Annotated in this window: 24 protein-coding genes and 1 pseudogene; 15 read left to right on the forward strand and 10 right to left on the reverse strand. The window is 71.4% G+C overall.

Going from position 1 to position 25,691, the window contains the following annotated elements; all coding sequences use genetic code 11:
* On the reverse strand, window positions 1-199 hold a 199-nt coding region (locus AB0M73_RS43555), incomplete at its 3' end, for a hypothetical protein (RefSeq protein ID WP_363904775.1).
* Window positions 200-336: 137 nt separating this feature from the next.
* Between AB0M73_RS43555 and AB0M73_RS43560 the strand changes: the two genes are divergently transcribed.
* Window positions 337-1,524, forward strand: a complete 1,188-nt coding sequence (locus AB0M73_RS43560) for a cytochrome P450 (RefSeq protein WP_363904778.1) — start codon at window positions 337-339, stop codon at window positions 1,522-1,524.
* Here the strand turns inward: AB0M73_RS43560 and AB0M73_RS43565 are convergent.
* The 3 genes from AB0M73_RS43565 to AB0M73_RS43575 are packed head-to-tail and all read right to left on the reverse strand — an operon-like array spanning window position 1,504 to window position 3,993.
* Window positions 1,504-2,712, reverse strand: coding sequence for a sigma-70 family RNA polymerase sigma factor (locus tag AB0M73_RS43565; protein ID WP_363904781.1), 1,209 nt, complete (start codon window positions 2,710-2,712; stop codon window positions 1,504-1,506). The two genes, AB0M73_RS43560 and AB0M73_RS43565, sit on opposite strands and share 21 nt — an antisense overlap.
* Complete coding sequence (locus AB0M73_RS43570) at window positions 2,709-3,083, reverse strand: YciI family protein (protein WP_043714243.1); 375 nt, start codon at window positions 3,081-3,083, stop codon at window positions 2,709-2,711. Before AB0M73_RS43570 ends, AB0M73_RS43565 begins: the two co-directional genes overlap by 4 nt.
* 31 nt (window positions 3,084-3,114) lie before the next feature.
* Entirely contained in the window at window positions 3,115-3,993 is an 879-nt protein-coding gene (locus AB0M73_RS43575; protein ID WP_363904784.1) for a helix-turn-helix transcriptional regulator, read from the reverse strand.
* A 102-nt stretch (window positions 3,994-4,095) separates the two neighbouring features.
* Between AB0M73_RS43575 and AB0M73_RS43580 the strand changes: the two genes are divergently transcribed.
* The gene (locus tag AB0M73_RS43580; RefSeq protein ID WP_363904787.1) at window positions 4,096-4,779 is read left to right on the forward strand and encodes an SDR family NAD(P)-dependent oxidoreductase; all 684 of its coding nucleotides are present in this window, start codon (window positions 4,096-4,098) and stop codon (window positions 4,777-4,779) included.
* Window positions 4,780-4,851: 72 nt separating this feature from the next.
* Window positions 4,852-5,301, forward strand: a complete 450-nt coding sequence (locus AB0M73_RS43585; RefSeq protein WP_363904790.1) for a nuclear transport factor 2 family protein — start codon at window positions 4,852-4,854, stop codon at window positions 5,299-5,301.
* Here the strand turns inward: AB0M73_RS43585 and AB0M73_RS43590 are convergent.
* Window positions 5,291-6,769, reverse strand: a complete 1,479-nt coding sequence (locus tag AB0M73_RS43590) for an FAD-dependent monooxygenase (RefSeq protein WP_363904793.1) — start codon at window positions 6,767-6,769, stop codon at window positions 5,291-5,293. The two genes, AB0M73_RS43585 and AB0M73_RS43590, sit on opposite strands and share 11 nt — an antisense overlap.
* An 89-nt stretch (window positions 6,770-6,858) precedes the next feature.
* On the opposite strand from AB0M73_RS43590, the gene AB0M73_RS43595 reads away from it, so the two are divergent.
* The 3 genes from AB0M73_RS43595 (at window position 6,859) to AB0M73_RS43605 (ending at window position 9,601) form a co-directional block, all read left to right on the forward strand.
* Entirely contained in the window at window positions 6,859-7,668 is an 810-nt protein-coding gene (locus tag AB0M73_RS43595) for a TrmH family RNA methyltransferase (RefSeq protein WP_363904796.1), read from the forward strand.
* 67 nt (window positions 7,669-7,735) lie between these two features.
* A complete protein-coding gene (locus AB0M73_RS43600; protein ID WP_363904799.1) occupies window positions 7,736-8,740 on the forward strand; it encodes a LuxR C-terminal-related transcriptional regulator in 1,005 nt (334 codons plus the stop codon).
* 186 nt (window positions 8,741-8,926) lie between these two features.
* Entirely contained in the window at window positions 8,927-9,601 is a 675-nt protein-coding gene (locus tag AB0M73_RS43605) for a L,D-transpeptidase family protein (RefSeq protein WP_363904802.1), read from the forward strand.
* 20 nt (window positions 9,602-9,621) lie between these two features.
* Here the strand turns inward: AB0M73_RS43605 and AB0M73_RS43610 are convergent, their stop codons facing one another.
* A complete protein-coding gene (locus AB0M73_RS43610; RefSeq protein ID WP_363904805.1) occupies window positions 9,622-10,905 on the reverse strand; it encodes a M20/M25/M40 family metallo-hydrolase in 1,284 nt (427 codons plus the stop codon).
* 6 nt (window positions 10,906-10,911) lie between these two features.
* Entirely contained in the window at window positions 10,912-11,739 is an 828-nt protein-coding gene (locus tag AB0M73_RS43615) for a M55 family metallopeptidase (protein ID WP_363904808.1), read from the reverse strand.
* 103 nt (window positions 11,740-11,842) lie between these two features.
* Here AB0M73_RS43615 and AB0M73_RS43620 point away from each other — a divergent pair, with 103 nt between their 5' ends.
* The 5 genes and pseudogenes from AB0M73_RS43620 to AB0M73_RS43640 form a co-directional block, all read left to right on the forward strand.
* Entirely contained in the window at window positions 11,843-13,636 is a 1,794-nt protein-coding gene (locus AB0M73_RS43620; protein ID WP_363904811.1) for a peptide ABC transporter substrate-binding protein, read from the forward strand.
* Window positions 13,637-13,666: 30 nt separating this feature from the next.
* Window positions 13,667-14,659 (forward strand): ABC transporter permease, encoded by a 993-nt coding sequence (locus tag AB0M73_RS43625; protein WP_363904863.1) that lies wholly within the window; start codon window positions 13,667-13,669, stop codon window positions 14,657-14,659.
* Window positions 14,656-15,540 (forward strand): ABC transporter permease, encoded by an 885-nt coding sequence (locus AB0M73_RS43630; RefSeq protein WP_363904814.1) that lies wholly within the window; start codon window positions 14,656-14,658, stop codon window positions 15,538-15,540. The genes AB0M73_RS43625 and AB0M73_RS43630 overlap by 4 nt, the downstream gene beginning before the upstream one ends.
* Window positions 15,540-16,502 carry an ABC transporter ATP-binding protein gene (locus AB0M73_RS43635; RefSeq protein ID WP_363904817.1) on the forward strand — a complete coding sequence of 321 codons (963 nt, stop codon included), beginning with the start codon at window positions 15,540-15,542 and terminating at the stop codon, window positions 16,500-16,502. Before AB0M73_RS43630 ends, AB0M73_RS43635 begins: the two co-directional genes overlap by 1 nt.
* A 62-nt stretch (window positions 16,503-16,564) precedes the next feature.
* Window positions 16,565-17,470: pseudogene (locus tag AB0M73_RS43640) on the forward strand (ABC transporter ATP-binding protein); the annotation flags it as partial.
* A 1-nt stretch (window position 17,471) separates the two neighbouring features.
* Here the strand turns inward: AB0M73_RS43640 and map are convergent.
* Window positions 17,472-18,239, reverse strand: coding sequence for a type I methionyl aminopeptidase (gene map / locus AB0M73_RS43645; RefSeq protein ID WP_363904820.1), 768 nt, complete (start codon window positions 18,237-18,239; stop codon window positions 17,472-17,474).
* Window positions 18,240-18,316: 77 nt separating this feature from the next.
* Between map and AB0M73_RS43650 the strand changes: the two genes are divergently transcribed.
* Both AB0M73_RS43650 and AB0M73_RS43655 read left to right on the forward strand, forming a co-directional pair.
* The gene (locus AB0M73_RS43650; protein WP_363904822.1) at window positions 18,317-18,583 is read left to right on the forward strand and encodes a helix-turn-helix transcriptional regulator; all 267 of its coding nucleotides are present in this window, start codon (window positions 18,317-18,319) and stop codon (window positions 18,581-18,583) included.
* Window positions 18,584-18,687: 104 nt separating this feature from the next.
* A complete protein-coding gene (locus tag AB0M73_RS43655; protein WP_363904825.1) occupies window positions 18,688-19,074 on the forward strand; it encodes a beta/gamma crystallin domain-containing protein in 387 nt (128 codons plus the stop codon).
* A 41-nt stretch (window positions 19,075-19,115) separates the two neighbouring features.
* Here the strand turns inward: AB0M73_RS43655 and AB0M73_RS43660 are convergent, their stop codons facing one another.
* Window positions 19,116-22,244, reverse strand: coding sequence for an amidohydrolase family protein (locus AB0M73_RS43660; protein ID WP_363904828.1), 3,129 nt, complete (start codon window positions 22,242-22,244; stop codon window positions 19,116-19,118).
* A gap of 98 nt (window positions 22,245-22,342) precedes the next feature.
* Window positions 22,343-23,308 carry a YafY family protein gene (locus tag AB0M73_RS43665; protein WP_363904866.1) on the reverse strand — a complete coding sequence of 322 codons (966 nt, stop codon included), beginning with the start codon at window positions 23,306-23,308 and terminating at the stop codon, window positions 22,343-22,345.
* 62 nt (window positions 23,309-23,370) lie between these two features.
* Between AB0M73_RS43665 and AB0M73_RS43670 the strand changes: the two genes are divergently transcribed.
* Window positions 23,371-24,438, forward strand: a complete 1,068-nt coding sequence (locus AB0M73_RS43670) for a winged helix DNA-binding domain-containing protein (protein WP_363904831.1) — start codon at window positions 23,371-23,373, stop codon at window positions 24,436-24,438.
* A 63-nt stretch (window positions 24,439-24,501) separates the two neighbouring features.
* A complete protein-coding gene (locus AB0M73_RS43675) occupies window positions 24,502-25,386 on the forward strand; it encodes a class I SAM-dependent methyltransferase (protein WP_363904834.1) in 885 nt (294 codons plus the stop codon).
* Window positions 25,387-25,691: the final 305 nt, after the last annotated feature.

Below are 25,691 nucleotides of genomic sequence, written 5' to 3' on the forward strand. Positions count from 1 at the left end.
CGATCATCTGCTGCACGCCCAGGCCCAGCGTGCGCAGCGCCCGCCGGGGATCCACGCTGATGCCCAGCTCCGACAGCAGCTGCCTGGCCTGCGCCCCGAGATCTTGCTCATCAGGAAACGCGCGACCTTCATGGTTACACCTCCGTGTGAACTGAAAACCGAACACCTCGTTCCTACTGCGGTGCTGATCGTCGGACAACCACTGTGCACGAAAGATCCCCGTCGCGATGGATGGGCGGACACGCATCGGACGGATCGCGCAGAAAAAGTGGCCGGATCTTGCGGGATCGGCCCCTGCTCCTATTGTGGGTCCCGGACGACGAGGAAGGACGCGTAATGGACGATGAGGACCTCACGCCGGAGTTCTTCGCCGACCGGCACGCCGCCCACCGACGCTGGCTGGACGCCGGCGGCGCGACCTCCGTGCGGTTCCCGGACGGCAGCAAGGGCTGGGTCATCGCCCGTCACGCCGACGCCAAGGCGGCGCTGACCGATCCCCGCCTGCGTAAGAACGCCGCCACCGAGGTGTTCGCGCGCAGCCGCGGCGGCCAGCAGGGGCCGGGCCGGGAGCTGACCGCGCACATGCTCAACTCCGACCCGCCGCAGCACACTCGGCTGCGCAAGCTGGTGCAGGGGGCGTTCACCCCGCGCCGCGTCGCCGGCCTGCGTCCGCGGATCGAGGCGATCACCGCCGCGCTGCTGGACGACATGGCCACGCGGCCGGAGGTGGACCTCATTCCGGCGCTGGCTCTGCCGTTGCCGGTGGCGGTGATCGGTGAGCTGCTGGGCGTGCCCGACGCCGACCGCGAGGTGTTCCAGGTCCGGGGAAACCAGCTCACCGAAGGGTTCGGCGACCGGGAGGTGTCGGTGGCCGCGGCCACCGCGCTGGCCGAGTACCTGGCCGAGCTGGTCGCGGCCAAGCGCCGCGACCCGGCCGACGACCTGCTGTCGGCGCTGGTCCGGGTGCACGACGACGGGGACCGGCTGTCCGATCAGGAGCTGACCTCGATGGCGTTCCTGCTGCTGGTCGCCGGCCACCAGACCATGGTCAACCTGATCGCCAACAGCGTGCACGCCCTGCTGTGCCATCCCGAGCAGCTCGACCGGCTGCGGGCCGACCGGTCCGCGCTGCCGGCGGCGATCGAGGAGTTCCTGCGCTACGAGAGCCCGTTCGGCCTCGCGACCCTGCGCTACGCCGCCGAACCCGTGGTCGTCGGCGACACTGCCATCGCCGCCGGCGATTTCGTCCACATCGGACTGGGCGCGGCCGATCGGGATCCCCGGGTGTTCGCCGATCCGGACCGGCTGGACATCGGCCGGGACGCGGGCCAGCACCTGGCCTTCGGGCACGGCATCCACCGCTGCCTCGGCGCGCCGCTGGCCCGCCTGGAGGCGGAGGTGGCCCTGGACGCCCTGCTGGGCCGCTTCCCGAAGCTGCGGCTGGCCGGTGCGCCGGAAGACGTGCGCTGGCAACAGAATCCGCGGCACCGGGGCGTGCTCTCGCTACCCGTGCGAACCGACTGACTTTCGGGTGAGGTACTGCTGCTCGGGCAGGCTCAGGGTGCGGCGCGCTGCCGACTCGTAGTGCACGCGCGCCGCCTCGTGGTCGCCGGCCAGCTCCAGCAGGTGCGCGCGCACGGCGTCGACCCGGTAGTGGCCGGCCAGCGACGGCTCGGCCTCGGACAGCTCGGCAAGGGCGGTCTCAGGGCCTCGGACCATGGCCACGGCGACGATCCGGTTCAGCGTGACCATCGGCCCCGGGGCGGCGGCGTTGAGCAGCTCGTAGAGTCCGAGGATCTGCGTCCAGTCGGTGTCCTCGGGCTTCAACGCCTCGTCGTGCACGGCGGCGATGGCGGCTTGCAGCTGGTACGGGCCGATGACCGCGGTGGCCAGGGCCTCGGTGATCAACGCCGTGCCCTCGGCGATCGCCGCCCGGTCCCACCGTGAGCGGTCCTGCTCGGCCAGCGGCACCAGCGTGCCGTCGGACAGCGTCCGAGCCGGCCGGCGGGCGTCGGTCAGCAGCATCAACGCCAGCAGCCCGGCGACCTCGCCCTCGGCCGGCATCCGTCGGTGCAGCTGGCGGGTCAGCCGGATCGCCTCGCTCGTCAGCTCCACGCGGTTCAACGCCTGGCCGGACGTCGTGTGCCCCTCGTTGAAGATCAGGTACAGCACGGCCAGCACCGCGGCGAGCCGCGCGTCGCGCTCGTCGGCCGGCGGCGGCGCGAACCGGGCCCCGGCGGCCTTGATCTTGGCCTTGGCCCGGCTGATCCGCTGCCCGACCGTCGACTCCGGCACCAGCAGCGCCCGCGCGATCTCCGCCGTGGTCAGGCCGCCGACCGCCCGCAGCGTCAACGCCACCTGCGACACCCGGGTCAGCGACGGGTGGCAGCACAGGGTCAGCAGCGTCAGGGTGTCGTCCTCGGCCAGCACCTCGGCGTCGTCCACCTCGGCGGTGAACACCGCCTCCTCACGCCGACGCCGAGCCGCCTCACTGCGCCACACCTCGGTCAGCCGACGCTGGGCCACGGTGATCAGCCAGCCCGTCGGATTGGCCGGGACGCCGTCGGCCGGCCACTGCTGGGCGGCCGCCAGCAGCGCCTCCTGCACCGCGTCCTCGCACGTGTCGAAGCCGCCGTTGCGACGCACCACCACGCCGAGGACCTGCGGCGCCAGCGAGCGCAGCAGGTCCTCGACCTCCGTCGTGACGTTCACAGGTCCAGGGTGCTCATGTCGAGCAGCGGCCGGACCTCGACCGCCCCGCCCAGCTGCGCGTCCGGCGTCCGGGCCGCCCAGGCCAGGGCCTGCTCCTCGGTCTCGGTGTCCACCAGCAGGAAGCCGGCCACGTACTCCTTGACCTCGGCGAACGGCCCGTCGCTGGTCATCGTCTCGCCGTCCTGCACCCACACCCGCTTGGCCAGCGCCGGATCGGTGAGCCCGTTGGACACCACCAGATCGCCCGAGGCCGCCAGCTCCTCGCTCAGCGCCATGTAGCCGCGGCCGAACTCCATGCGCTGCTCGTCGGTCAGCGTCTCCCACAGCGCCCTGGACCGCGGGTTGCTGTGGATCAAGATCAGGTACTGCATGGCCTGCCTCCCGGAAGTCTTGGAGATCCTCTCACCGGGGGAGTGTCGAGGCCGGATCCGCCGTTTCGACACCCAGCCTCTGGGTGCCCAGCACGACGGCCAGCGCGAGGCGTTCGGCGTCCTCGGTGCCGGGTTCGGCGGTGTAGACGGTGATGCGCACGTCGTCCATGGTGACGACGAGGGTGTCGCAGTCCAGGGTGATCCGGCCGACGCCGGAATGGTCGACGACCTTGCGTTTGGACGGGTCGGGCGGCGGCGCGGGGGCGTCGGCGTTCCACAGCTCGGCGAAGCGAGCGCTCCGCTCGGTGAGCTCCTCGACCAGGCGGCGCAGTGCGCGGTCGACGGGATAACGGGAGGCGGTCAGTCGGAGGTCGGCGACCAGCCGGGCCTCGTGGTCGGCCTGCTCCTGCGGCGTGTGGACCACCCGGCCGGTGGGCCCGAGCAGGTTGCGCCACAAGGCATTGCGCTCGATTCCGTGCCACGTGGTCGTGTCGCCCATGAGTGCGTTGTACGGGGCGTTGGCCAGCAGGACGGTCCAGGTGGCGTCGTACACGACCACCGGGGTGTTGGCGAGCCGGTCGAGCAGCCGCTGCACGCTCGGCGTCACCCGCGACGGCACGACATCGCGCCCCGGCGCGGCGTGTCCGGCCAGCTGGTACAGCAGGTCACGCTCGGCGTCGGCCAGCCGTAGCGCACGCGCCAGGGATTCCACGACCTGCGCGGACGGCGCGGTCGCCCGGCCCTGCTCCAGCCGGGTCAGGTAGTCGGCCGAGATGCCCGCGAGGCCGGCCAACTCCTCCCGACGCAGCCCGGCTGCCCGACGACGCTGCCCGCCCGGCAGCCCGACAGCCTCGGGCGCGACCCGGTCCCGCCAGCGGCGCACCGCCCTGCCGAACTCCCATGCCTGCACACCCCCAGTCTGCGGGCCGGCCCGCGGGTTTGCCTGGCCCTGCGGTTCCCAGGAAAACCGGACGACTGCCTACCCGCCGGCCGCACTCGCAGGCTGAGAGCCATGACAACGACACTGATCACCGGGGCCAACCGCGGCCTCGGCAAGGAAACCGCCCGCCAGCTCGTCGCCGCCGGGCACACCGTCTACATCGGGGCGCGCGATGAGGCCCAGGGCCAGGCCGTGGCCAAGGAGCTCGGCGCCCGGTCGGTACGGCTCGACGTCACCGACGACGACTCGGTGGCCGCGGCGATGGCCCGGATCGAAGCCGAGGGCGGCCTTGACGTGCTGGTCAACAACGCCGGCATCGCGCTGCTCGGTCTCAACGGCCCCGAGGCGCTCCAGGTGTTCGACACCAACGCCGTCTCCATCGTGCGCCTCACCCAGGCCGCGCTGCCGCTGCTGCGCAGGTCGGCGAACCCGGTCGTGGTCAACGTCTCCAGCGCGCTGGGCTCCTTCACCGCCAACCACGACCCGGCCCGCCCCGCCTCGCACGTCTCCGCGATCGTCTACGGCGCGAGCAAGGCGGCCGTCTCCATGCTCACCGTCCAGTACGCGCGGGCCCTGCCGGAGCTGAGGATCAACGCCGTCGAACCCGGCTACACCGCCACCGAGCTGGGCGGCCGCGTCAACGACCAGGGCCGCCCGGTCGAGGTCAGCGCGCGCACCATCGTGCGGATGGCGATCATCGACCGGGACGGCCCCACCGGCACCTTCCAGGAGGACGACGCCGAACTCGGCTGGTGAGTGTCGAAAACGCGGGGGCGGCCTCGACACAGCGACGACCGACGAGGGTCGACCAACGCGAAGGGACAAGCCATGAGCAGCACCGACGAGATCGACGCCCAAGAAATCAGCACCGTGATCACCGCGGCCGAGGCGGCCATGAAGGACGCGGACGCGCAGCGGCTGATCGACCGGTACACGGCCGACGTGGTGAAGTTCGACCTGGCCCCGCCGCTGGGCCGGCGGAGCGACGACGCCCGGGACGTGGCCCGGCAGCAGGCCTGGTTCGGCACCTTCGACGGGCCGGTGGACTTCCAGGTGACGCAGTTGGAGATCGAGGTCGGCGGGGACGTGGCCTGGGCCCACTCGCTCAACCGGATGTCGGCCACGCCCCAGGGCACGGACTTCGCGTTCGAGATGTGGTTCCGGGCCAGCTACGGCCTGCGGAAGACGCCCGACGGCTGGCGGATCGCCCACGAGCACACCTCCACCCCGTTCTACATGGACGGCTCGCTGCGCGCGGCGACCGACCTCAAGCCGTAGGGGCGCCGAACCACCGGGTCAGGGCCTCGACCAGGCCCTGACCCGAAATGCCCGCCCAGGCGACGAAACCGTCGGGGCGGACGAGCAGCGCGGGGTGGTCGGGATGGGCGCCGGCGACGACGTCCACCCGGTCCCGCCAGCCCTCGGCGACGGAGCCGACGCCGGCCAGGTCCAGCAGCAGCGGCCGGCCGCTGCGCAGCAGCTCGGCCAGCCGGACCACCCCATCGGTGGTGGTGGTCGACAGCTCCGGAACCAGCGCTCCGACCAGCGGATGATCACCGGCGAAGTACCGGATGTCGTTGCCGGACATGGTGTCGGCGATGTGCCGCCGGACGTCGACGGAGCCCAGCAGCTCCTCGAACAGGGTCCGCAGGGCGGTGACCTTCGTGCCCGGCGCGAGCAGCGCCGACTGGGCCTGGGTCTGCATGGCGACCCGCTGGGCCACCGGATGCCGCTCCGCGTGGTACGTGTCGAGCAGGCCCTCGGGCGCCCAGCCGTGGATCGTGGCCCCGAGCTTCCAGGCCAGGTTGGTGACGTCCTGCATCCCCGCGTTCAACCCGGGCGCGCCCATGCCGGCGTGCACGTGGGCAGCGTCGCCGGCCAGCAGCACCCGGCCGTGGCGGAAGGCGGCGGCGATCCGGGTGTTGTTGCCGGCGAGACGGCGCAGCAGCGGCGGCCGGTCCAGGTTGGGCGGCAGGAGCGGCACGTCCACGCCGAGCACCCGTTTCACGCTGGCGGCGAGCTCCTCCAGCGTCATGGGCACGTCTTCGGCCGGGCCCGGGCCCCACTCCATGGTGTTCACGGTCAGTGTGTCCTCGAACCGCGCCCAGATGAACACCCCGCCCGTGGTGCGGTAGAAGGAGAACGGCGGGATGTCGCCGTGCCCGGGCACCGGCAGGGCGGTGGCCCCGGCGGTCGGCAGCTGCACGTTGGCCGACCGGCTGACGACGTCGTCGTCGGTGACGCCGGGGAAGTCGATGCCGGCCAGCTTGCGGACGGTGCTGCGGCCCCCGTCGCAGCCGACCAGGTAGTAGGCGGTGATCTCCTCGGCCCCGGCCCGCACGGTCACGTGTGTGCCGTGGTCGGTGAAGCCGGTGACCTCGACGCCACGCCGGAGCTCCGCGCCGAGCCCGACCGCGTGCTCCTCCAGGATCCGCTCCAGCCGGGGCTGCGGGATCTGGATCGGGTACAGCGGGTTGTCGGCCAGGTCCCGCAGGTCCAGGCGCATGCCGCCGAAGGTGAACCACGGCGTCGCGGCGGGCGGCCCGGCCCAGCCGCTGACCTTCTCGTACAGGCCACGGGCGTCCAGCAGCCGGGCCACCACGCCGACCAGCCCGTTGGCCTTGGGCATGTTCACCCTTTCGGGCAGTCGTTCCAGCACCAGGGGTCTGACCCCGGCCAGCCGCAGCTCGGCCGCCAGCATCAGGCCGTTCGGTCCGCCGCCGGCGATCACCACGTCGAAGTCCATGCCCGCCACCGTACAGAAACATGCGTACCACGCAAAGATGCGGGCCACGCAAATTGGTGGGCCGCTACGAATATGCCAGGGTTGCCGGCGTGACTGATCTGCGGGTGACGACCCGCAACGCCCGGTTCCAGCAGTGGGAAGCGTTGCTCGGCAACCGGACCAAGCGGCAGCGCACCGGCGAGTTCCTGGTGCACGGCGTCCGGCCCATCACGCTGGCCGTCGACCACGGCTGGCCCCTCGACGCGCTGCTCTACCCGGCCGGCCGGCGGCTGTCGAAATGGGCCGAGGAGCTGCTCGACACCACCCCGGCCACCAGGGTCGCGATGGACCCGGATCTGCTGGCCGAGCTGGGGGAGAAGGACGCCGAGCACGCCCCGGAGCTGATCGCCGTCGCCGCGCTGCCGCCGGACGACCTGGGCCGCATCCCGGTGCCCGAGGACTTCCTCGGCGTGGTCTTCGACCGCCCGACCAACCCCGGCAACATCGGCACGGTCATCCGCTCCGCCGACGCCTTCGGCGCCCACGGCGTGATCGTCGGCGGACACGCCGCCGACGTCTACGACCCGCGCACGGTCCGGGCCAGCACGGGCTCCCTGTTCGCGCTCCCGGTGGTCCGCGCCGACTCCGCCGCGACAATTCTGGACTGGATTCGGTCCGGACCCGTAACGGTCCGCATCGTAGGCACCGATGAGCACGGCACAGCGGTAATCGACCGGCACGACCTGACCGGACCGACGCTGCTGGTGGTCGGCAACGAGACCGCGGGCATGAGCAGCACATGGCGCGCGGCCTGCGACGACGTGCTGAGCATCCCCATCGGCGGGGCCGCCAGTTCGCTCAACGCCGCCAACGCGGCGTCCATTGTTCTCTATGAGGTAGCACGTCAGCGCAGACTGTGATGTATCTGCGGGCCTCCTCCATTCATCTTGGTTTACATTGGGTGTTCACCATGGGGAGGTCGAGAAGGTGGACGACGACACGAGGCCGGCCGAACGCAGCACGGGGGCTGCTCGCAACCAGGTGCTCCGGGGCCGGCTGAGCCGGGCATCGGAACTGGCGGCGCGCGCGGTGGCCGCTGCCGCACAACAACCAAGCGGGCACGGGACCGGGGAGGACCTGCCCGCGGCCCTGGCCGTGCAGGCCTGGGCCGCCGCCTGGCGGGGCGACTCGCAGCTGGCCGACCAGGCGTCGGCCCGCGCGATGACCCAGCTGGATCCGGCCTGGACCCGTCGACTGCTGGTGGAGCTGCTGGGGGCACGGCTGCACCTGGGCGACGTCGACGGCTGCCAGCGGCTGGCCACCGTGGCCGGCGTGGACACCGACCCAGGCCGGGTCGCACCGGTCCTGCGGCCGTGGATCTGCGAGACGATGGTGAACGTGGAGCTGACCCGCAGCCGGCCGGCCCGCGCCGCCCTGTGGGCCGAGCACGCCGCCGAGACCGCGGCGCCGGCGATGTGGGGGCACACCGGGGTCATGCACCTGGCCAACGGCCAGGTCGCGCTGGCCCGCAACGACCTCCAGGTCGCGCAGTTACGCGCCGGCCGGGCCGCCGAGGCGTTCACCGAGGCCGGCATGCCCGGCTACGCCGCCCGGTCGCACGCCGTCGTCGGCGCCGCGCTGATCGGCATGGGGGAGCGGGACGCGGCGCTGCGGGAGCTGAGCGTGGCCCGCCGGCTCGCGGAGAGCTGCGGGGCCCGCGCGCTGGCGGCCGAGCTGGTCGACACCCAGCTCACGCTGTCCGTGCGCCGCGCGCCGACGGTCCGCAGCATGGACACGCTGACCGTCCGCGAGCACGAGGTCGCCGAGCTGGCCGTGCGCGGCCTGACCAACCGGCAGATCGCGGAGAAGCTGGTGGTCAGCGTGAAGACGGTGGAGGGCCACCTGTCCCGCGTGTTCACCAAGCTGGGCGTGCCGTGCCGGACGGCGCTGGCCGCGCCGCTGCGCAAGATGGAAGCCGAACTGGTGCACTGAGACCGCGGTGCTGAACCGCACGGGGCCGGCGTGTGGCCCCGTGCGCGACGGCAGGCCCGTGTCACAATCAGCCGTCCCGTCCGGAAATAACCTGATCCGAAGGAATTAGGTGACCTGCCGCCGGCATTGGTGATCTTGCTCTACGATCGCGCCGACCCGCCGTTCCGCGAGCCAGGAGTTCACCCGATGCCCAACCGTGTCGTCACGGCTTCGGTGGCCACCGCCATGTTGCTGACCATGACCGCCACCTCCGCCAGCGCCTCCAGCCTGCCCGTGCCGTACCGCGGCCCGGCCGGTCAGGTCATCACGGTCGTCGCCGACAGCGCGACCGCGACCACCGCCGTGCTCACCGCCTGGCAGCGCACCGGCCCGCTGTGGGACCAGTGGACGCCCGTGCACGGCCCGGTCACGGCCAACGTCGGCACCGACGGCATCGGCCAGGCCAGCGAGACCACCTCCAAGACGCCGGCCGGCGTGTGGACGCTGACCGAGGCCTTCGGCATCCAGGCCAACGACGGCACCCGGCTGCCCTACCGCCAGGTCGGCACGTCCGACTGGTGGGTCTCGGACACCAAGTCCCCGCTCTACAACACCTACTACCACTGCACGCCCGGCAGCTGCCCGTTCAACGAGGGCGCCGGCGAGGACCTCGGCAAGGCCGGCCCGGTCTACGACCACGCGGTGGTCATCGACTACAACCGCAAGCCGGTCGTGCCCGGCGCCGGCTCGGCGTTCTTCCTGCACGTCTCCGCGGGCAAGCCGACCGCCGGCTGCGTGTCCATCCCGGCCGACGACCTCAAGGCCGTGATGGCCTGGCTCGACCCCGCGCAGCACCCCGTGATCGACATCGCGGTCCACTGACTCCGGGCAGGTCCACTGACCTAGCAGGTAGACAGGAACCGGTCGAGGGCCTTCACGCCGAACGCCAGACCCTCGACCGGGACCCGCTCGTTGACGCCGTGGGCCATCGCCCGGTAGTCGAAGCCCTCGGGCACCCACAGGGGGGAGAAGCCATAGCCGGGTATCCCCAGCCGGGCGAACGCCTTCGCGTCGGTGCCCCCGCCCAGGCAGTACGGCACCACCACGGCCGCCGGGTCGGCAAAGCGCAGCGCGTCGGCGATCGCGTCGAACCACGGCGAGTCGATCGGCGCCTGCACCCCGGGCTGCGGGTTGAGCAGCTCCCGGCTCACGTGCGGGCCGATCAGCTCGTCCACGGTGGCCAGCAATTCCTCCTCGCCGCCCGGCAGCACCCGCGTGTCGATCAGCGCCTCCGCGGTGCTCGGGATGACGTTGACCTTGTAGCCGGCAGTCAGCGCCGTGGGCGTGGTGCTGTTGCGGATCGTCGACTCCACGAGCGAGGCCGCGCCGCCCAGCCGCGCCACCGTTCCGTCCACATCGGACAGATCTACCTCGACGCCCAGCGCCGCCCCGACCTGCTCGATATAGGCCTGCACGGACGGGATGAGCCGCACCGGCCAGCGGTGCTCGGCCAGCCGCCGCACCGCCTGCACCAGCCGGATCACCGCGTTCTCGTCGTTGCGGCGCGACCCATGACCGGCCCGTCCGCGGGCGGTCAGCCGCAGGTGCGAGGACCCGCGCTCGGCCGTGCCCACCGGGTAGAAGTGGATGCCGTTCACCCGATGGGTGTGGCCGCCGGACTCGCCGATCGCCGCCGCGCAGTCCCGGAACAGGTCCGGATGCTCCGACACCAGCCAGTGCGCCCCGTAGTCGCCGGCGTCCTCCTCGTCCGCGACGAAGGCCAGCACCACGTCCCGTCGCGGCTGACGGCCCTCCGCATGCCAGCCGGCGACCACGGTCAGCAGCTCCGCGACCATGTCCTTCATGTCGACCGCGCCCCGGCCCCACAGGTAGCCGTCACTGATGTGAGCCGAGAACGGGTCCACGTCCCAGTCCGCCGCCTGCGCCGGCACCACGTCCAGATGCGCCTGCACCAACACCGGCGGCAGCTCCGGCGAGCTGCCGGCGACGCGGGCGATTACGTTGGTGCGCCTGGGTTTGCGCTCCAGCAGTGTCGGCTCCACACCGGCGGCCGCCAGCTCCGCGGCCACGAACTCGGCCGCCTCCCGCTCACCTTCGCTGTCGCCGCCGCCCCGGTTGGTCGTGTCGAACCTGATCAGCTGCGCGCACCGCTCGACAACGTCCATCCACCCTCACCCGTAGACCTTCTCGACCGCGCCGCTCGCGATGTTGGTGACGATCTTGAAGGCCATCATCGCCTCGGTCATCGTCGGGGCGTCGTAGCCGACCCGCAACAGCGAGATCCGTTCCACGGTCGGGATGACGGCGGCGGCCGCGGCCAGGTGGGCGGCGTCGAAGGCCACTTCCATGTGGTGGCCAGAGAAGACGGGCTCGACCCGGCCCGCGCGGGCCATGGCCAGCCGCGCCTGCTCCTCGATCAGCTTGCCGGTGCGGGCGGGCGGCAGGCAGATGGCCGAGTACCGGCTCACGCACTCCTTCACCGCGGCCTTGCCCGCGTCGGGAACGTAGGCGTCGGCGTCCTCGCACGTCTTGTCGTCACCCGTGACCAACAGGACCGGCACGCCGTGCTCGGCGGCGACGGCGGCGTTGAGCCGGCCCTCGCTGGCCCGCACGCCGTCCAGCCACACGCCCGTGACCGAATTTCCCAGGTAGGTGTGCGACAAAACGCCTTCGGCGCCGGCCCCGGTGTGATATCCCAGGAACACCACACCGTCCACACCGGAGTCAATGCCCTGCATCATCGACAGCGGCTTGTGCTTGCCGGTCAGCATGCGGGCCCGCTCGTCGAGCTCCTCCAGCAGCAGGTTGCGCTGCGTGTCGTGGGCCTCGTTCACCAGCACGTCATCCGCGCCGCCGTCGACCAGGCCGCGCACGCAGGCGTTGACGTCGCCGTTGAACATTCGGCGGAACCGCTGCCACTGCTCGGTGCCCGGTTCGACGTCGGCCGGCCACGTGACTCCGGTCGCGCCTTCCATGTCGGCCGAGATGAGGATTCGCACGATCGGTACGTTACGGGTTGGCGGCCGTTGTCGACAATTGTTGACACGTTGCCTTACTGGGTGGTTACTTCTTGCCAAAGATGGGGAAGGGGAGGTGCGCGTCATGCGCATCAGAGGGATCGGCATCGGCCTGATCGCCGCGGGGATCGCGGTGCTCAGCGCGCCCATTGCGGCTCAGGCCCAGGACACACCGCAGCCCAGGACACTGCGGGTCGCGGTCACCGGCAACATCGCGACGATGAACCCGTTCATGGCCTTCCACCTCGGGGACACCGAGATCGGGCGGGTGATGTACGCGTTCCTCACCTCCTACTCGCGTGACGACTTCAGCCCCGCGCCGGGCCTGGCCGACAAGTGGCAGGTCTCCGACGACAAGCTGACCTGGACCTACCACATCCGCTCCGGCGCGAAGTGGTCCGACGACCAGCCGATCACGGCCAAGGACGTCGCCTGGACCTTCAACAAGATCATGACGGACAAGACCGCGGCCACCGCCAACGGCAACTTCGTGGCCAACTTCGACACCGTCACCGCGACCGACGACAGCACGGTGGTCATCAGGACCAAGACGCCGCAGGCCACCATGCTGGCCCTGGACGTGCCGATCGTGCCCGAGCACGTGTGGTCCAAGGTCACCGACATCGGCAAGTACGACAACCTCCAGTACCCGGTGGTCGGCAGCGGTCCCTTCACGCTGACCAACTTCACCCAGGGCCAGTCCATCACGCTCAAGGCCAACCCCGACTTCTACGGGGACAAGCCGGCCTACGACCAGCTCCAGTTCCGCCACTACGACAACGCCGACGCCGCCGTGCAGGGGCTCAAGAACGGCGACGTGGACGTGGTCAGCGGCCTGACCCCGACCCAGTACACCGCGCTGCAGAGCACCCCGAACATCACCACGGTCAAGGCGCGGCAGGGCCGGCAGAACGACCTGCTGATCAACTACCAGGCCCAGACCAACGACCACCAGCCGGTCGGCGACGCCAACCCGGTGCTCAAGGACCCGAAGGTGCGCCAGGCCATCGCCCAGTCGGTGGACGTGAAGACCCTGGTGGACAAGGCCTACGGCGGCCTGGCCGAGCCCGGCGCCGGCTTCGTGCCCGCGGTGTACGAGCAGTGGCACTGGACCCCCAGCGGCACGCAGGAGCAGAAGTTCGACCTGGCCGCCGCGGGCAAGCTGCTCGACGAGGCCGGCTACGCCAAGGGCGCCGACGGCGTGCGCGCGGACAAGCAGGGCAAGCCGATCAACCTGCGGCTGGTCGTGGACAGCGGCATCCCGGCCCAGGTCTCGGCGGCCAACTTCATCAAGGGCTGGCTGACCCAGGTCGGCCTGGGCGTGACCCTGCAGGCGCTCAGCTCGGACGCGGTCACCGACGCCGGCAGCACCGGCAAGTACGACCTCGAGCTCAACGGCTGGACCGGCAACCCCGACCCGGACGCGCTGCTGTCCATCCAGACCTGCGGCGTGCTGCCCGACGCCGACGGCAACGGCAACACCGAGAACTTCATGTGCGACCCGCAGATCGACCAGCTGTACAAGGCGCAGCTGTCCGAGATGGACAAGGCCAAGCGGATCCAGGACGTCAAGGACCTGCAGGCCCGCCTGTACTCCCTGGACAGCTCCGTGGTGATCGCCTACCCGAACTCCCTGGAGGCCTACCGCTCCGACCGCTGGGCCGGCTTCGGGCTCCAGCCCTCGCAGGGCGGCTCGATCACCCACCAGAACGGCTACTACGGCTATCTGCTGGCCAAGCCGGCCGACGCCGCCTCCTCCGGCGGCGGCTCCAACACCACGCTGATCGTCGTCATCGTGGTTGTGGTGGTCGTGCTGCTGGGCGGCGGCGCGTTCCTGCTGTCGCGGCGGCGCAAGGCCGGCGCCGACGAGCGGGAGTAGCGCGTGACCTCACCGGCAACCGCGCCGGCACTGGCCGAACCGAGCACGTCCGCGCGCCGCTCCGGCGGCGCGCGGTACGTGCTCGGCAAGGTCGGCGGCGCGGTGGTCAGCCTGTTCGTGGTGATGGTGCTGGGCTTCTTCCTGTTCCGCGTGCTGCCCGGCGACCCCATCCGGCTGCTGACCCGCAACACCTCCCTCGGCGCCGCGCAGGTCGCGGAGCTGCGCCACCGGTACGGGCTGGATCTGCCGCTGCCGGCCCAGTTCCTCGACTACATGGGCAAGCTGCTGCACGGCGACATGGGCGACTCGCTGAAGTTCCAGCAGCCGGTGGCCGACCTGATCCTGCAACGGCTGTGGCCGACGGTGCTGCTGGTCGGCGTGGCCACGCTGCTGTCCATCCTGTTGGGACTGTGGCAGGGCACCCGGGCCGGCTGGCGGCGCGGCAGCGGCTTCGACCGCTTCTCCACCGGCTTCGCCCTCACCCTGTGGTCCGCGCCGACGTTCTGGCTGGGCATGATCCTGCTGGCGCTGGGCGGCTCGCTGTTCCCGACCCAGGGCATCCTCGACCCCGACACGCCGGCCTCGTTCCTGCCCCAGGTCGCCGACGTGCTGCACCACCTGGTGCTGCCGTGCCTGACGCTGGTCGCCGTCCTGTACGCGCAGTACCTGCTGGTCATGCGCTCCTCGCTGCTGGAGGAGATGAACGCCGATTACCTGACCACCGCCCGGGCCAAGGGCCTGCGTGACGACCTGGTCCGCAGCCGGCACGCGGTGCCCAACGCCCTGCTGCCGACCGTGACCCTGATCTTCATCCAGCTCGGGTTCGTGGTCGGCGGCGCGGTCACCGTGGAGACGGTGTACTCGTGGCCGGGCCTGGGACTGCTGCTGTACCAGGCCATCACCGACCACGACGGGCCGCTGCTGCAGGGCCTGCTGCTGGTGCTGGCCGGCGCGGTGCTGGTGATGAACCTGATCGGCGACCTGCTGCTGCGAGTCATCGACCCGAGGGTGCGTGCCGCATGACCGCCTCCATCTCCTGGCAGCGCCGCCGGGCGGCCGCCGGCCGGGTCTGGGCCCAGTTCAGCGCCGACCGAAGCGGCCTGACCGGGCTGGCCATCCTCGGCGTGATCGTGCTGCTGGCCCTGCTCGCACCGCTGATCAGCGACTCGTCCGCGCTCGACGTCACCAAGGCCACCGGCGGCCTGCTCAAGCCGCCCGGCGACGGATTCCTGCTCGGCACCGACGAGAACGGCCGGTCCGTGCTCCAGCTGCTGCTGTGGGGATCGCGGATCTCGCTGCTGGTCGGCCTGACCGCCACACTGCTGTCGGTCGGCGTCGGCACCGTCGTCGGCGTGCTGATGGCGCACTTCGGCGGCTGGGTGCAGGCCGTGCTGATGCGCGTCACCGACTTCTTCCTGGTGCTGCCGTCGCTGGTGCTGGCCGCGGTGCTGTCCACCGTGCTCAGCCCCGGCATCGGGTCGATCATCCTGGCCATCGGCGCCACGGCGTGGCCGACGACGGCGCGGCTGGTCCGGTCGCAGACCCTGGCCGTCGAGTCGCGGCCGTACATCGAGCGGTCGTGGGCGCTGGGCGCCGGGCACCTGCACGTGATCGGCAAGCACGTGCTGCCGGCGGTGCTGCCGCTGGTGTTCGCCAACACCACGCTGAACGTGGCCAACTCGATCATCACCGAGTCGACGCTGTCCTTCCTCGGCGTCGGCGACCCGAACCAGCCGTCATGGGGCCAGATGCTGCACAACGCACTGCAGAGCGGCGCGGTCACCGCGCAGGCCTGGTGGTACCTGCTGCCGCCCGGCGTGGCGATCGGCGTGGTGGTGCTGGCGTTCATGATGTGCGGGCGGGCCCTGGAGGCCGTGCTCAACCCGCGGCTGAGGGAGCGGTGATGGGCGAGCCGTTGCTGGAACTGCGGTCCGCGACCGTCGACTACCGGACCTCCAACGGCCTCTTGCCGGCGGTGCGGGGTGTCGACCTGCGTATCGACGCCGGGCAGACAGTGGGGCTGGCCGGGGAGTCGGGCTGCGGCAAGTCGACGCTGGCCATGTCGGTGCTGCGGCTGCTGCCGCGCAACGCCGTGCTGGGCGGGGAAGTGCTGCTGGGCGGCGAGAACGTCACCGACATGACCTGGGGCCGGCTGCGGGCCGTGCGCTGGGCCGAGGCGTCGGTGGTGTTCCAGGGCGCGATGCACGCCCTGAACCCGGTGCTCCGCGTCGGCGACCAGATCGCCGAGCCGATTCGCTTGCACGGCAAGGGATCCGACGTCGAGCGGCGGGTCGGCGAGCTGCTGGAGCAGGTCGGCCTGCCGGCGCGGCGGGCGAAGGCCTATCCGCACGAGCTGTCCGGCGGGCAGCGGCAGCGCGTGATGATCGCGATGGCCCTGGCCTGCTCGCCCGGGCTGATCATCGCCGACGAGCCGACCACCGCGCTGGACGTCATGGTGCAGGCGCAGGTGCTGGACCTGCTCAAGCACCTGGTGGACGAGCTGGACATCGGGCTGCTGATGATCAGCCACGACCTGTCGGTGCTGGCCTCGACCTGTCAGCGGCTGGCCGTGATGTACGCGGGGCGGATCGTCGAGCAAGGACCGGCGGTCGAGGTGCTGCGGAATCCCGCTCACCCGTACACGAAGGCGCTGGCGGCGGCGTTCCCGACCATCGGCGACGCCTCGTCCCGGCTGGCCCCGCGCGGGCTGGCCGGTGACCCGCCGGATCCGTCCGACCTGCCGTCCGGCTGCCCGTTCCACCCGCGCTGCCCGTCGGCGATGCCCGAGTGCTCGGGCACGGATGTCCTGCTGCGGCCGGTCGCCGAGGCCCGGACGTCCGCGTGCCTGCTGGAGGTTCAACTGTGACCCCAAGGGATTCGACACTGCTACATGCGTCGGATGTCGCCGTGCACTTCGGATCCGCCCGTGCTGTGGACGGTGTGGAGCTGGACATCCGGGCCGGCGAGATCATCGCGCTGGTCGGCGAGTCCGGCTGCGGCAAGACCACCCTGGCCCGAACGCTGCTGGGCTTGCAGAAGCCCACGTCCGGGCAGGTGCTCTACGAGGGCAAGCCGCTGGCCTCCTCCAACCGCGGGCTGCGGGAGTACCGGCGGCACGCGCAGCTGGTGTTGCAGGACCCGACCGGTGCTCTGAACCCCCGGCACAGCGTGTACGAGGCCGTCGCCGAGGGTCTGCGGATCCACCGCGTGCCCGGCGACGAGCGGGAACTCGTGGCGTCGGCCTTGTCACGGGCCGGTTTGCGGCCGCCGGAGCGGTTCTTCGGGCTCGTCCCGCACGAGCTGTCCGGCGGCCAGCGCCAGCGCGTGGTCATCGCCGGCGCGCTGGCCCTGGACCCCAGCGTCCTCATCGCCGACGAGCCGGTGGCGTCGCTGGACGCCTCGGTCCGGGGCGAGATCTTGGCTCTGCTGCTGCGGTTGCGGGACGAGCTCGGCCTGGCGGCCCTGGTCGTCACGCACGATCTGGGGCTGGCGTGGAACATCGCCGATCGGGTCGCGGTGATGTACCTGGGCCGCATCGTCGAGAGCGGCCCGGTGGAGCAGGTCCTCACCGCGCCGCAGCACCCCTACACCCAGGCGCTGCTGTCCGTGCTGCCCGAGTCCTCGACGCCGCCGATGGTGTTGGCGGGGGAGACCCCGGACCCCAGCCGCGTGCCGACCGGCTGCCGGTTCCACCCGCGCTGCCCCTTGCTGGCCGCCGGCCTGCCCGACGAGGTGGCGTCGAAGTGCCGGACGGTGGATCTGCCCGTTGTGGACGGCGCCGAGCCCGGCGTCGCCTGCCACGCGGTGGCGGTGGGCAGCGGCTCACACCGTTAGCTCACGGCTGCACCGTCAGCACTTCCGGGCCGTTCTCCGTGATGGCGATGGTGTGCTCGGAGTGCGCGGTTCGGGAGCCGTCGGCGGAGCGGATGGTCCAGCCGTCGGGGTCGAAGACGATGCGGTCGGTGGTGCGGGCGAACCACGGCTCCAGAGCCAGCGTCAGGCCGGGGCGCAGCTTGAGGCCCCGGCCGGCGCGGCCGCGGTTGGGGATGTGCGGCTCCTCATGCATGGTGCGCCCGAGGCCGTGGCCGCCGAATTCGGTGTTCACGGGGTAGCCGTAGGCCGTGGCCACGGTCTCGATCGCCGCGGAGATGTCGCCGAGGCGGTTGCCGGGCTGGGCGGCGGCGATGCCGGCGACCAGGGCCTCCTCGGTGGCGCGGACCAGGCGGAGATCTTCCTCGGCCGGCGTGCCCACGACGACCGTGCGAGCCGAGTCCGCCACCCAGCCGTCGATCGACACCGCGATGTCCATGCTCAGCACGTCGCCGTCGCCCAGCACGTAGTCGTGGGGCAGGCCGTGCAGCACGGCGTCGTTGACCGACAGGCAGATCACGTTGCGGAACGGGCCGTTGCCGAAGGACGGCGCGTAGTCCCAGTAGCAGGACTCGGCCCCGCGGTCGCGGATCATCTCCCGGGCCCGGTGCTCCAGGTCCATCAGGTTCACGCCCGGCTCCGCGATCTTGGCCAGCTCGGCCAGCACGGTGGCGATGAAGCCGCCGGTCACACGCATCCGCTCGATCTCGGCGGCGGACTTCAACTCGATCACGGACACCCCTCGGTTCGGTATTTCTATACCGACTCTAGCCCTTGCCGGTACAGTAATACCAGCCCTATCCTGGGCATGTGGTCCGCAACCCCCTCACCCCAGAGCAGCTAGAGGCCGGCCGACGGCTCGGCCAGCGGCTGCGCGCCGCCCGCGGCGACCGGGCCCTGGCCGAGGTGGCGCTGACCGCCGGCATCTCCCCGGAGACCCTCCGCAAGATCGAGACCGGCCGTCTGCCCACGCCGGCCTTCGGCACCATCGCCTGCCTGAGCGAGGCGCTGGACCTGCCGGTGCAGGACCTCGCCGACGCCTGGACCGCCGCCATGCGGCTGAAGAACGCCTCCTGAGGGGATTCCCTCGAACTGACGCCGCCTCATCTCGGCACCCCTCACGGCGATCGCCGCCGCCCTACTGTCTCCCCGTCGAGAACCGATCCCAGGGGAGAATCTCCATGCGTTCCAAGCTGAGCAAGGTGTTGCTCGCCGTACTGATGACCGTCGGGCCGGCCGCCCTCATGCCGGCCGCGTCCGCCGCACCGGCCCGCCCGGCCATGAGCATGGTCGACTGCACCCAGAACGACTTCCTCTGGGTCTACTACCACGAGACCAACGGCGACCCCAACGACAACCACCTCTGCTTCGCCAACGCCGGCACGATCGACTTCACCTACTACTGCAAGTGGGGCTGCTGGCTCGACCAGTTCTACACCGGCAACAACGTCGTGCAGTACAAGGCCGACGACAGCTGGCAGCCCGCCGGCGGCGTCGCCAAGAACGTGCACTTCACGTTCCCCAACCACCCGGGCGGCGTCGACCTCCAGGCGATGCGGATCTTCTGAGACGAGACGAAGGGGCCCGGATCCGGGCCCCTTCGTCGTGCTCAGCCGGTGCAGCAGGCGTGGGCGCTGTGGGCGACGTAGTGCTCGTCGTGCCACCAGAAGCCGGCGTTGGTCGGATGATCGGGCACGGGGGCGACGACCCGGTTGGCGGCGATGCCGGCCGTGGCGTCGGCGAACGGCTTGAGCAGATCGTCCACAGTGAACAGTCGGCCGTTGCTGACCACCGACCGCACATTGGCGGCCTGCTTGATGTCGGCCAGCGGGTCACCGCCCACAATGGACAGATCGGCGTACATGCCGGGCGCGATCCGGCCCAGCGGCTCGCCCAGCAGCTCGCCGGCGTTGCGGGTGGCGGTCACCAGCGCCTCGAACGGCGTGAGCCCGTACTTGACCATGGCCCGCAGATTCATGTGCGTGCTGACGGCCGTGTGGTCGATGGGCGAGTCGGTGCCGGTGACGATGCGCCCGCCGCCCCGCACGGTGGCGGCGACCTGCGCGACCTGCTTGGCCAGGTCGGCGAGGTTGGCGGACTGGTCGGTGGTGGCCGCGCCCTGGGCGGAGGCGAGCAGGGAGGCGTACTCCCATGACGGGTACAGCGTCTTGACCCGGCGGTCGGTGACCAGGCTCTGGTCCTCGCCCAGCAGTGCCCCGGACAGGAACAGCGTAGGCGTGCGTCCGGCCCCGGTCTTGTTGAACAGGTCGATGACGTCCTGGTAGCCGGCGCCCAGCGCGGTGATGGTGCGCGAGTAGCCGAAGCGGTTGGTGGCGCCGATGTGCTCCATGCCGTCGCCGCCGAAGGCCAGCGCCGGGTAGTGGTAGTGCGAGGTGGCCAGCAGCCCGCGGTCGTGGGCCCAGGCGATGACCTGCTTCTGCCACTCGGGGCGCAGCCTGACGTAGCACTTCAGCAGGTCGTAGTCGAGGGCGGCGGCGCGGTCGAGCTCACGGGCGAGCTGGCGGGTGTTGTAGGTGGGGCGCATGAAGTTGTAGAAGATCCGCGAGCCGTCGATGGCCTCGCCGGTGGCGAAGTAGCGGGGCCCGACGCGGCGGCCGGACTGGATGGACTCCCGCTCCTCCACCATGTGGTACGCCGGGCTGCCGGGCGAGCGGGTGGTGGTGATGCCCAGCGACAGCCACAGCCGGCCCTGCCGGGCGCCGTAGCTGTAGCCCTGCATCTCCCGGTGGTTGTGGATGTCGACGATGCCGGGCATGACCACGCCGTCGCGGGCGTCGATCAGCTGCCCGTCGACGCCGGGACCGCTGGGGCGCACGGACTTGACCCGGTGTCCCTCGACCACGACGTCCACAGTGGACTGCAACGTCGGGCTCTGGCCGTCCCACAGCTTGCCGGCCCGGATGACCAGCCGGCCGCGCGGGGCGGTGTTGGTCCAGCTCAGACCGACCGGGACGGTCCGCGGTGCGCCGCCGGCCACGCCGATCAGGCGCAGGCGGCCGTTGTTCAGGTACAGCAGGTGCTGGGAGTCGCCGTGCCAGGTCGGGGCGTCGGTGACCTCGTCGTTGATCGGCTTCGGGGTGCCGGCGAAGGTGCCGTCGGGGCGCACGTCGACCACGTGCAGCAGGCTGCCGATGACGAACGCCATCTTCGTGCCGTCCGGCGACCACACGGGCCCGTCGTCGCCCCGGGTCTGGAGCGACCGGTGCGGCAGCGGATCGACGTACTGAGCGGCGCCGGTGACGCGGTTGACCAGCAGGATCTTGCTGAGGCCCTCGCGATAGCGCGTGGAGTACGGCACGATCGCCGCCAGCGCGATCACGGTGCCGTCGGGCGACCAGGTCGGCCGGCCCGGCTCGAAGGTCGCCGTGAACACCTTCTGCACGGTCCCGGTGGCCACCTCGATCGTGTACAGAGCGCCGGTTTGGTCCAGGAACGCCAGGAACTTGCCGTCACGGGACCAGGAACCGGACACCGCGGCCGCGTTGGGCAGGTTGGTCAGCTGCCGCTCCTGGCCGGTGCCCAGATCCCGCAACCAGATGTCGAGCTTGCCGGCCCGGTCGGTGGAGTACGACAGGAAGCGACCGTCCGGCGACCACGCCGGATCCGACTTCCACCAGTCATCACGGGTCAGCGGCTGCGGCGACTGGCCGATCGTCATGGTGTAGATGTCGTTCAGGGCCCGGAAGGCGACCTTGGTGCCGTCCGGCGACAGCACCGGGCTCCCGATGCCGACCACGGGCTTGGGCCGCGGCGAGTCGAAGTCCCGACGGCGCTTGGTGTACTTGGCCGGCTGGACGTCGACGGGCGCGGTGAAGGCGACCACGGCAGCCGGCCCGCCGGCGAGCGACCGCCTGCGCAGGGCGCCGTCCGAGCTGTACAGGAAGTCGTTGCCGTGCCAGGAAACCCGGAACGGGAAGGCCTCCTCGCCAGTGACCAGCGGTTTTCCCGACAGGTACAGCTCGGAGCTGGCCGGGGCGTTGGGCGGGGCGGCGGCGGTGACCAGGTTGTAGACGAGGTCCTTGCCGTCGGGCGTGAACGCCGGACTGTGCAGCTGCTGCGTCGCCGTGACGGTGATCGCCGTGCTGCGGGAGCCGTCGGCGACCGTGACGACGTCGATGCGGTTGCCGGCGGCCACGAAGGCGACCTTGGCGCCGTCCGGGGACCAGGCCGGCTCGTACTCCTCGACCGGGGTGTCGGACAGCTGGGTGATCTTGCCCGTGGCCACGTCCAGCAGGTGGATGCCATAGCTGCCGGTCAGGTCCGAGGAGAACACGACGGTGCGGCCGTCCGGGGAGAACCGCGGCTCCCGGTGGTCGAACGGGCCCTCGGTGAGCTGCTTGAGCCCGGAGCCGTCCCGGTCGACGACCCAGATGTTGAAGTTGCCGTCACGGTAGGACTGGAAGATCAGCCGCCGTCCGTCCGGCGACCAGTCCGGCTGCGCGATGTCCATCAGGTCGTCGGTGATCCGCTCGGCCGCGCCGCCACCGGCCGGCACCAGCCACAGCACGCCCAACAGGTCCATCGCGATGGTCGCGCCGTCGGGGGAGAGCTGCCCGGCGACGTTGGTGCCCTGCCTGATGGCCAGCGGAGTGCCGGCCCGATCCGGTTGGGCCAGGTCCTGGGCCGAAGCCACGGGCGACCCCGTCAACTCGACGCCGGTGATCGCGACCGCGCCGGCCACGCCGGCCAGGAATTCCCGCCTGTTGACAGCGGACATGCCGTCCCCACCCCCAAGTGAGCCGTTTTCGCCAGGCTAGATCACCACCGGTGACGGAGTGCTCGCATTCGGCTCATTGTCGGTCGACGACGACCTGATCAACCCTGCTCGTGCCGGCGCACCGCGCGTTGCAGGCGGCCGATGTGGTCGCGCAGGTGGTCGACCAGCTCGGGCGGCTCCAGCACCTCGAAATCGAAGCCGAACATGCTGACGAACACCGCCATGCCGGCCAGCGAGTCCGCGCCCGCACGCAGGACGCAGCTGTTCTCGTCGACCGGCTCCAGCCGCCCGGCGGTCGGCGTGACCCGCTCCGCGACCTGGTCGATCGGGGCGTGGATGAGGAACGCGCCCTCGAACTTGTAGGCCCGCCCGGTCACGCCCTTGGACACGAAGGTGCCCGCGTCGGCCGGCGGGGTGCGGGGCTGGAACCGGGGCCCGGTCGGCGTCTTCGGCTCGACCCGGTCCAGCCGGAACGTCCGCCAGTCGGCCCGGTCCATATCCCAGGCCAGCACGTACCAGCGCCGCACGATGTTGACGAGGCTGTGCGGCTCCACCTGGCGCCGGCTGGCCGTGCCGTCGTGGGAGCGGTAGTCGAACCGCAGCCGCATGTGCTCCCGGCACGCGCCGGCCACCAGCGCCAGCACCTCGGCGTCCACGCTCGGCCCGTACGAGGAGGTCTGCACCACCACCGACTGCAGCGCCGACACCCGGTGCCGCAGCCGCGACGGCAGCATGTGCTCCAGCTTGGTCAGCGCCCGGATGGACGTCTCCTCGATGCCGGTGACGCTGCCGGCGGCCGCGGTCCGCAGGCTGATCGCGACGGCCACGGCCTCCTCGTCGTCCAGCAGCAGCGGCGGCAGCGACGCGCCGACCCCGAGCCGGTAGCCGCCGGCGACGCCGGGGGAGGCGTCCACCGGATAGCCCAGGTTGCGCAGCCGGTCGACGTCGCGGCGCACGGTTCGCACGTCCACCTCGAGACGGGTCGCCAGCTCGGCGCCCGACCAGTCCTGACGGGCCTGGAGCAGCGACAGCAGGCGCAGCAGCCGGGCGGAGGTCTCCAACACGAGGCCCAGTCTGCCACCCATTGCGGACAGACTCTGTCCGCAACACTGCCTACGCTGTCGCCATGACCGTGCTGACCCGCCGAGCCCTCAACCGGGCGCTGCTGCACCGCCAGCTGCTGCTGCGGCGCTGGAAGCTGACCCCGGCCAAGGCGATCGAGCGGGTGGTCGCGCTCCAGGCGCAGGCCACGAACCCGCCGTACTTCGCGCTGTGGACCCGACTCGACGGCTTCCGGCGCGAGCAGCTCAGCCGCCTGCTCACCGACCGGCGCGTGGCCCGCCTGGCGTTGATGCGCGGAACCCTGCACCTGGCCACTGCCGACGACTGCCTCGCGCTGCGACCGGTGTTGCAACCCGCGCTGGACGCGGGATTCCCCCGCAGCGTGTACGGCCGGGCGACCGAGGGCCTCGATCTGGACGAGGTGGCCAAGACCGCGCGGGAGCTCATCGAGGCGGAGCCGCTGACCAACGCCGATCTCGGTCGGGCGCTGGCCGAGCGGTGGCCGGGGCGGGACGTCGCCGCGCTGGTGGAGATCGTCCGCGCCAAACTCGCCCTGGTGCAGCTGCCGCCCCGCGGCCTGTGGGGCGTCGGCGGGCAGCCCACCGGCACCACCGCCGAGGCCTGGCTGGGCCGGCCGTTGGCCCCGATGAGCCCGGACGATCTCGTGCTTCGCTACCTCGCCGCCTTCGGCCCGGCCAGCATCCAGGACGCCCAGGCCTGGTCCGGCCTCACCCGCCTGCGCGAGGTCTTCGAGCGACTGGAGCTGAAGACCTTCACCGACGAGAACGGCGTGGCGCTGTTCGACCTCCCCGACGCGCGCCGCCCTCACCCGGACACGCCGGCGCCGATCCGTTTCCTGCCCGAGTTCGACAACTGCCTGTTGGCCCACGCCGACCGCACCCGCGTGATCTCCGAGGAGGACCGCCGGCGCACCTTCACCAACAACGGCCTGATCCGCGGCACCGTCCTGCTCGACGGCTTCGTCGCCGCCAGCTGGAAACTCGGCCCCGACGCCCTGACGGTCACGCCGTTCCGGTCCCTGCCGGACGAGATCGAGGAGGAGGCGCAGCGGCTGCTCACCTTCGCCGGCGCCGACGTGCCGATCCGGGTCGTTGCCGAAACGGCAAGGTAGATTGCCATCTCACTCACGCTTGGCCCACGGTGTACGACAGAGACACCGAGGAGGGGACACGCGATGAGCCAGGGACACGGCCACGGGCACGGACATGGGCATTCCGGCGACGACTACGACTGGGCGTCGCTGGGCGAGATGCTGGAGCGCAACGCCGAGGTGCACCGGGACTTCCTGGACCAGGCCATGGACTGGCTGCGGGTGCAGGCCGACGAGCCGGCGCGGGTGCTCGACGTGGGCAGCGGCCCCGGCGTCGCGGCCTGCGCGCTGGCCGACGCCTTCGGCGACGCCGAGGTGGTGGCGGCCGACCGTGCGCCGGAGTTGTTGGCCCTGGCCCAGAAGCGGGCGGCGCGGCTGGGCGTGGAGATCACGACACTGCGGGCCGATCTGCCGGACGCGTTCGGCGAGCTGGGTCCGGCCGACGTCGTGTGGACCAGCGGCGTGATGCACCACATCGGCGATCAGCAGGAGGCGCTCAACCGGCTGGCCGGGCTGCTGCGACCGGGCGGCGTGCTCGCGGTCGTCGAGGGCGGGCTGACGATGCGGTTCCTGCCGCGGGACATCGGCATCGGCCGACCGGGCCTGCAGTCCCGGCTCGACGCGGCCAACGACGAGTGGTTCAGCGACATGCGGGACGGCCTGCCGGGCTCGACGCGGACGGTGGAGGACTGGCCGGCGATGCTGGCCAAGGCCGGCCTGATGCCCAGCGCCAGCCGCACCTTCCTGGTCGACCTGCCGGCCCCGCTGGACACCGAGCCGCGGCTGCTGCTGCGGGACCTGCTTGTGCGGCAACGGGAGATGCTGGGCGACCGGATCGATGCAGCCGACCACGCGGTGATCGACCGGCTGGTGCACGACGACGACCGCGAGAGCCTGCTGTGGCGGCCCGACGCATTCGTGCTCACCGCACGGACCGTCCACTCGGCACGACGGTTGGGCGACAGGTGATCCACTGCAAACTGCACCGCGCATAATGCGTTACCTGAATCGTTTACGTGCCGCCGGTCACTTTTTGTTTTCCCGCGGGAAGCAAATGGTTTCTGACAGCGTTGTCAAGCGCTGAAGGTTAATTCTGGCACCCGGTGCCCCGGGCGGTTTCGCCGCCCGGGGCACTCGCGTGCCGCCAGACCTGCCGCCGCCGCCCCGGCCTTGGACAACGTGGAGTCCCAAGAGGACGCCCGCTCTACCGGAACACCTAGTCCGCCCCGGTTAGGCTTCGCGCCACTGGCGTCCTAGGCAGAGGGGGATCCGCT

It is taken from the genome of Kutzneria sp. NPDC051319 (genome assembly GCF_040682195.1).
Classification (GTDB): Bacteria; Actinomycetota; Actinomycetes; order Mycobacteriales; family Pseudonocardiaceae; genus Kutzneria.

Coding starts and splice junctions, on each gene's coding strand:
- AB0M73_RS43560 (WP_363904778.1), top strand. CDS start 337: ATGGACGATGAGGACCTCACGCCGGAGTTCTTCGCCGACCGGCACGCC.
- AB0M73_RS43570 (WP_043714243.1), bottom strand. CDS start 3,083: ATGCAGTACCTGATCTTGATCCACAGCAACCCGCGGTCCAGGGCGCTG.
- AB0M73_RS43580 (WP_363904787.1), top strand. CDS start 4,096: ATGACAACGACACTGATCACCGGGGCCAACCGCGGCCTCGGCAAGGAA.
- AB0M73_RS43585 (WP_363904790.1), top strand. CDS start 4,852: ATGAGCAGCACCGACGAGATCGACGCCCAAGAAATCAGCACCGTGATC.
- AB0M73_RS43590 (WP_363904793.1), bottom strand. CDS start 6,769: ATGGACTTCGACGTGGTGATCGCCGGCGGCGGACCGAACGGCCTGATG.
- AB0M73_RS43605 (WP_363904802.1), top strand. CDS start 8,927: ATGCCCAACCGTGTCGTCACGGCTTCGGTGGCCACCGCCATGTTGCTG.
- AB0M73_RS43610 (WP_363904805.1), bottom strand. CDS start 10,905: ATGGACGTTGTCGAGCGGTGCGCGCAGCTGATCAGGTTCGACACGACC.
- AB0M73_RS43620 (WP_363904811.1), top strand. CDS start 11,843: ATGCGCATCAGAGGGATCGGCATCGGCCTGATCGCCGCGGGGATCGCG.
- AB0M73_RS43630 (WP_363904814.1), top strand. CDS start 14,656: ATGACCGCCTCCATCTCCTGGCAGCGCCGCCGGGCGGCCGCCGGCCGG.
- AB0M73_RS43635 (WP_363904817.1), top strand. CDS start 15,540: ATGGGCGAGCCGTTGCTGGAACTGCGGTCCGCGACCGTCGACTACCGG.
- AB0M73_RS43655 (WP_363904825.1), top strand. CDS start 18,688: ATGCGTTCCAAGCTGAGCAAGGTGTTGCTCGCCGTACTGATGACCGTC.
- AB0M73_RS43660 (WP_363904828.1), bottom strand. CDS start 22,244: ATGTCCGCTGTCAACAGGCGGGAATTCCTGGCCGGCGTGGCCGGCGCG.
- AB0M73_RS43670 (WP_363904831.1), top strand. CDS start 23,371: ATGACCGTGCTGACCCGCCGAGCCCTCAACCGGGCGCTGCTGCACCGC.
- AB0M73_RS43675 (WP_363904834.1), top strand. CDS start 24,502: ATGAGCCAGGGACACGGCCACGGGCACGGACATGGGCATTCCGGCGAC.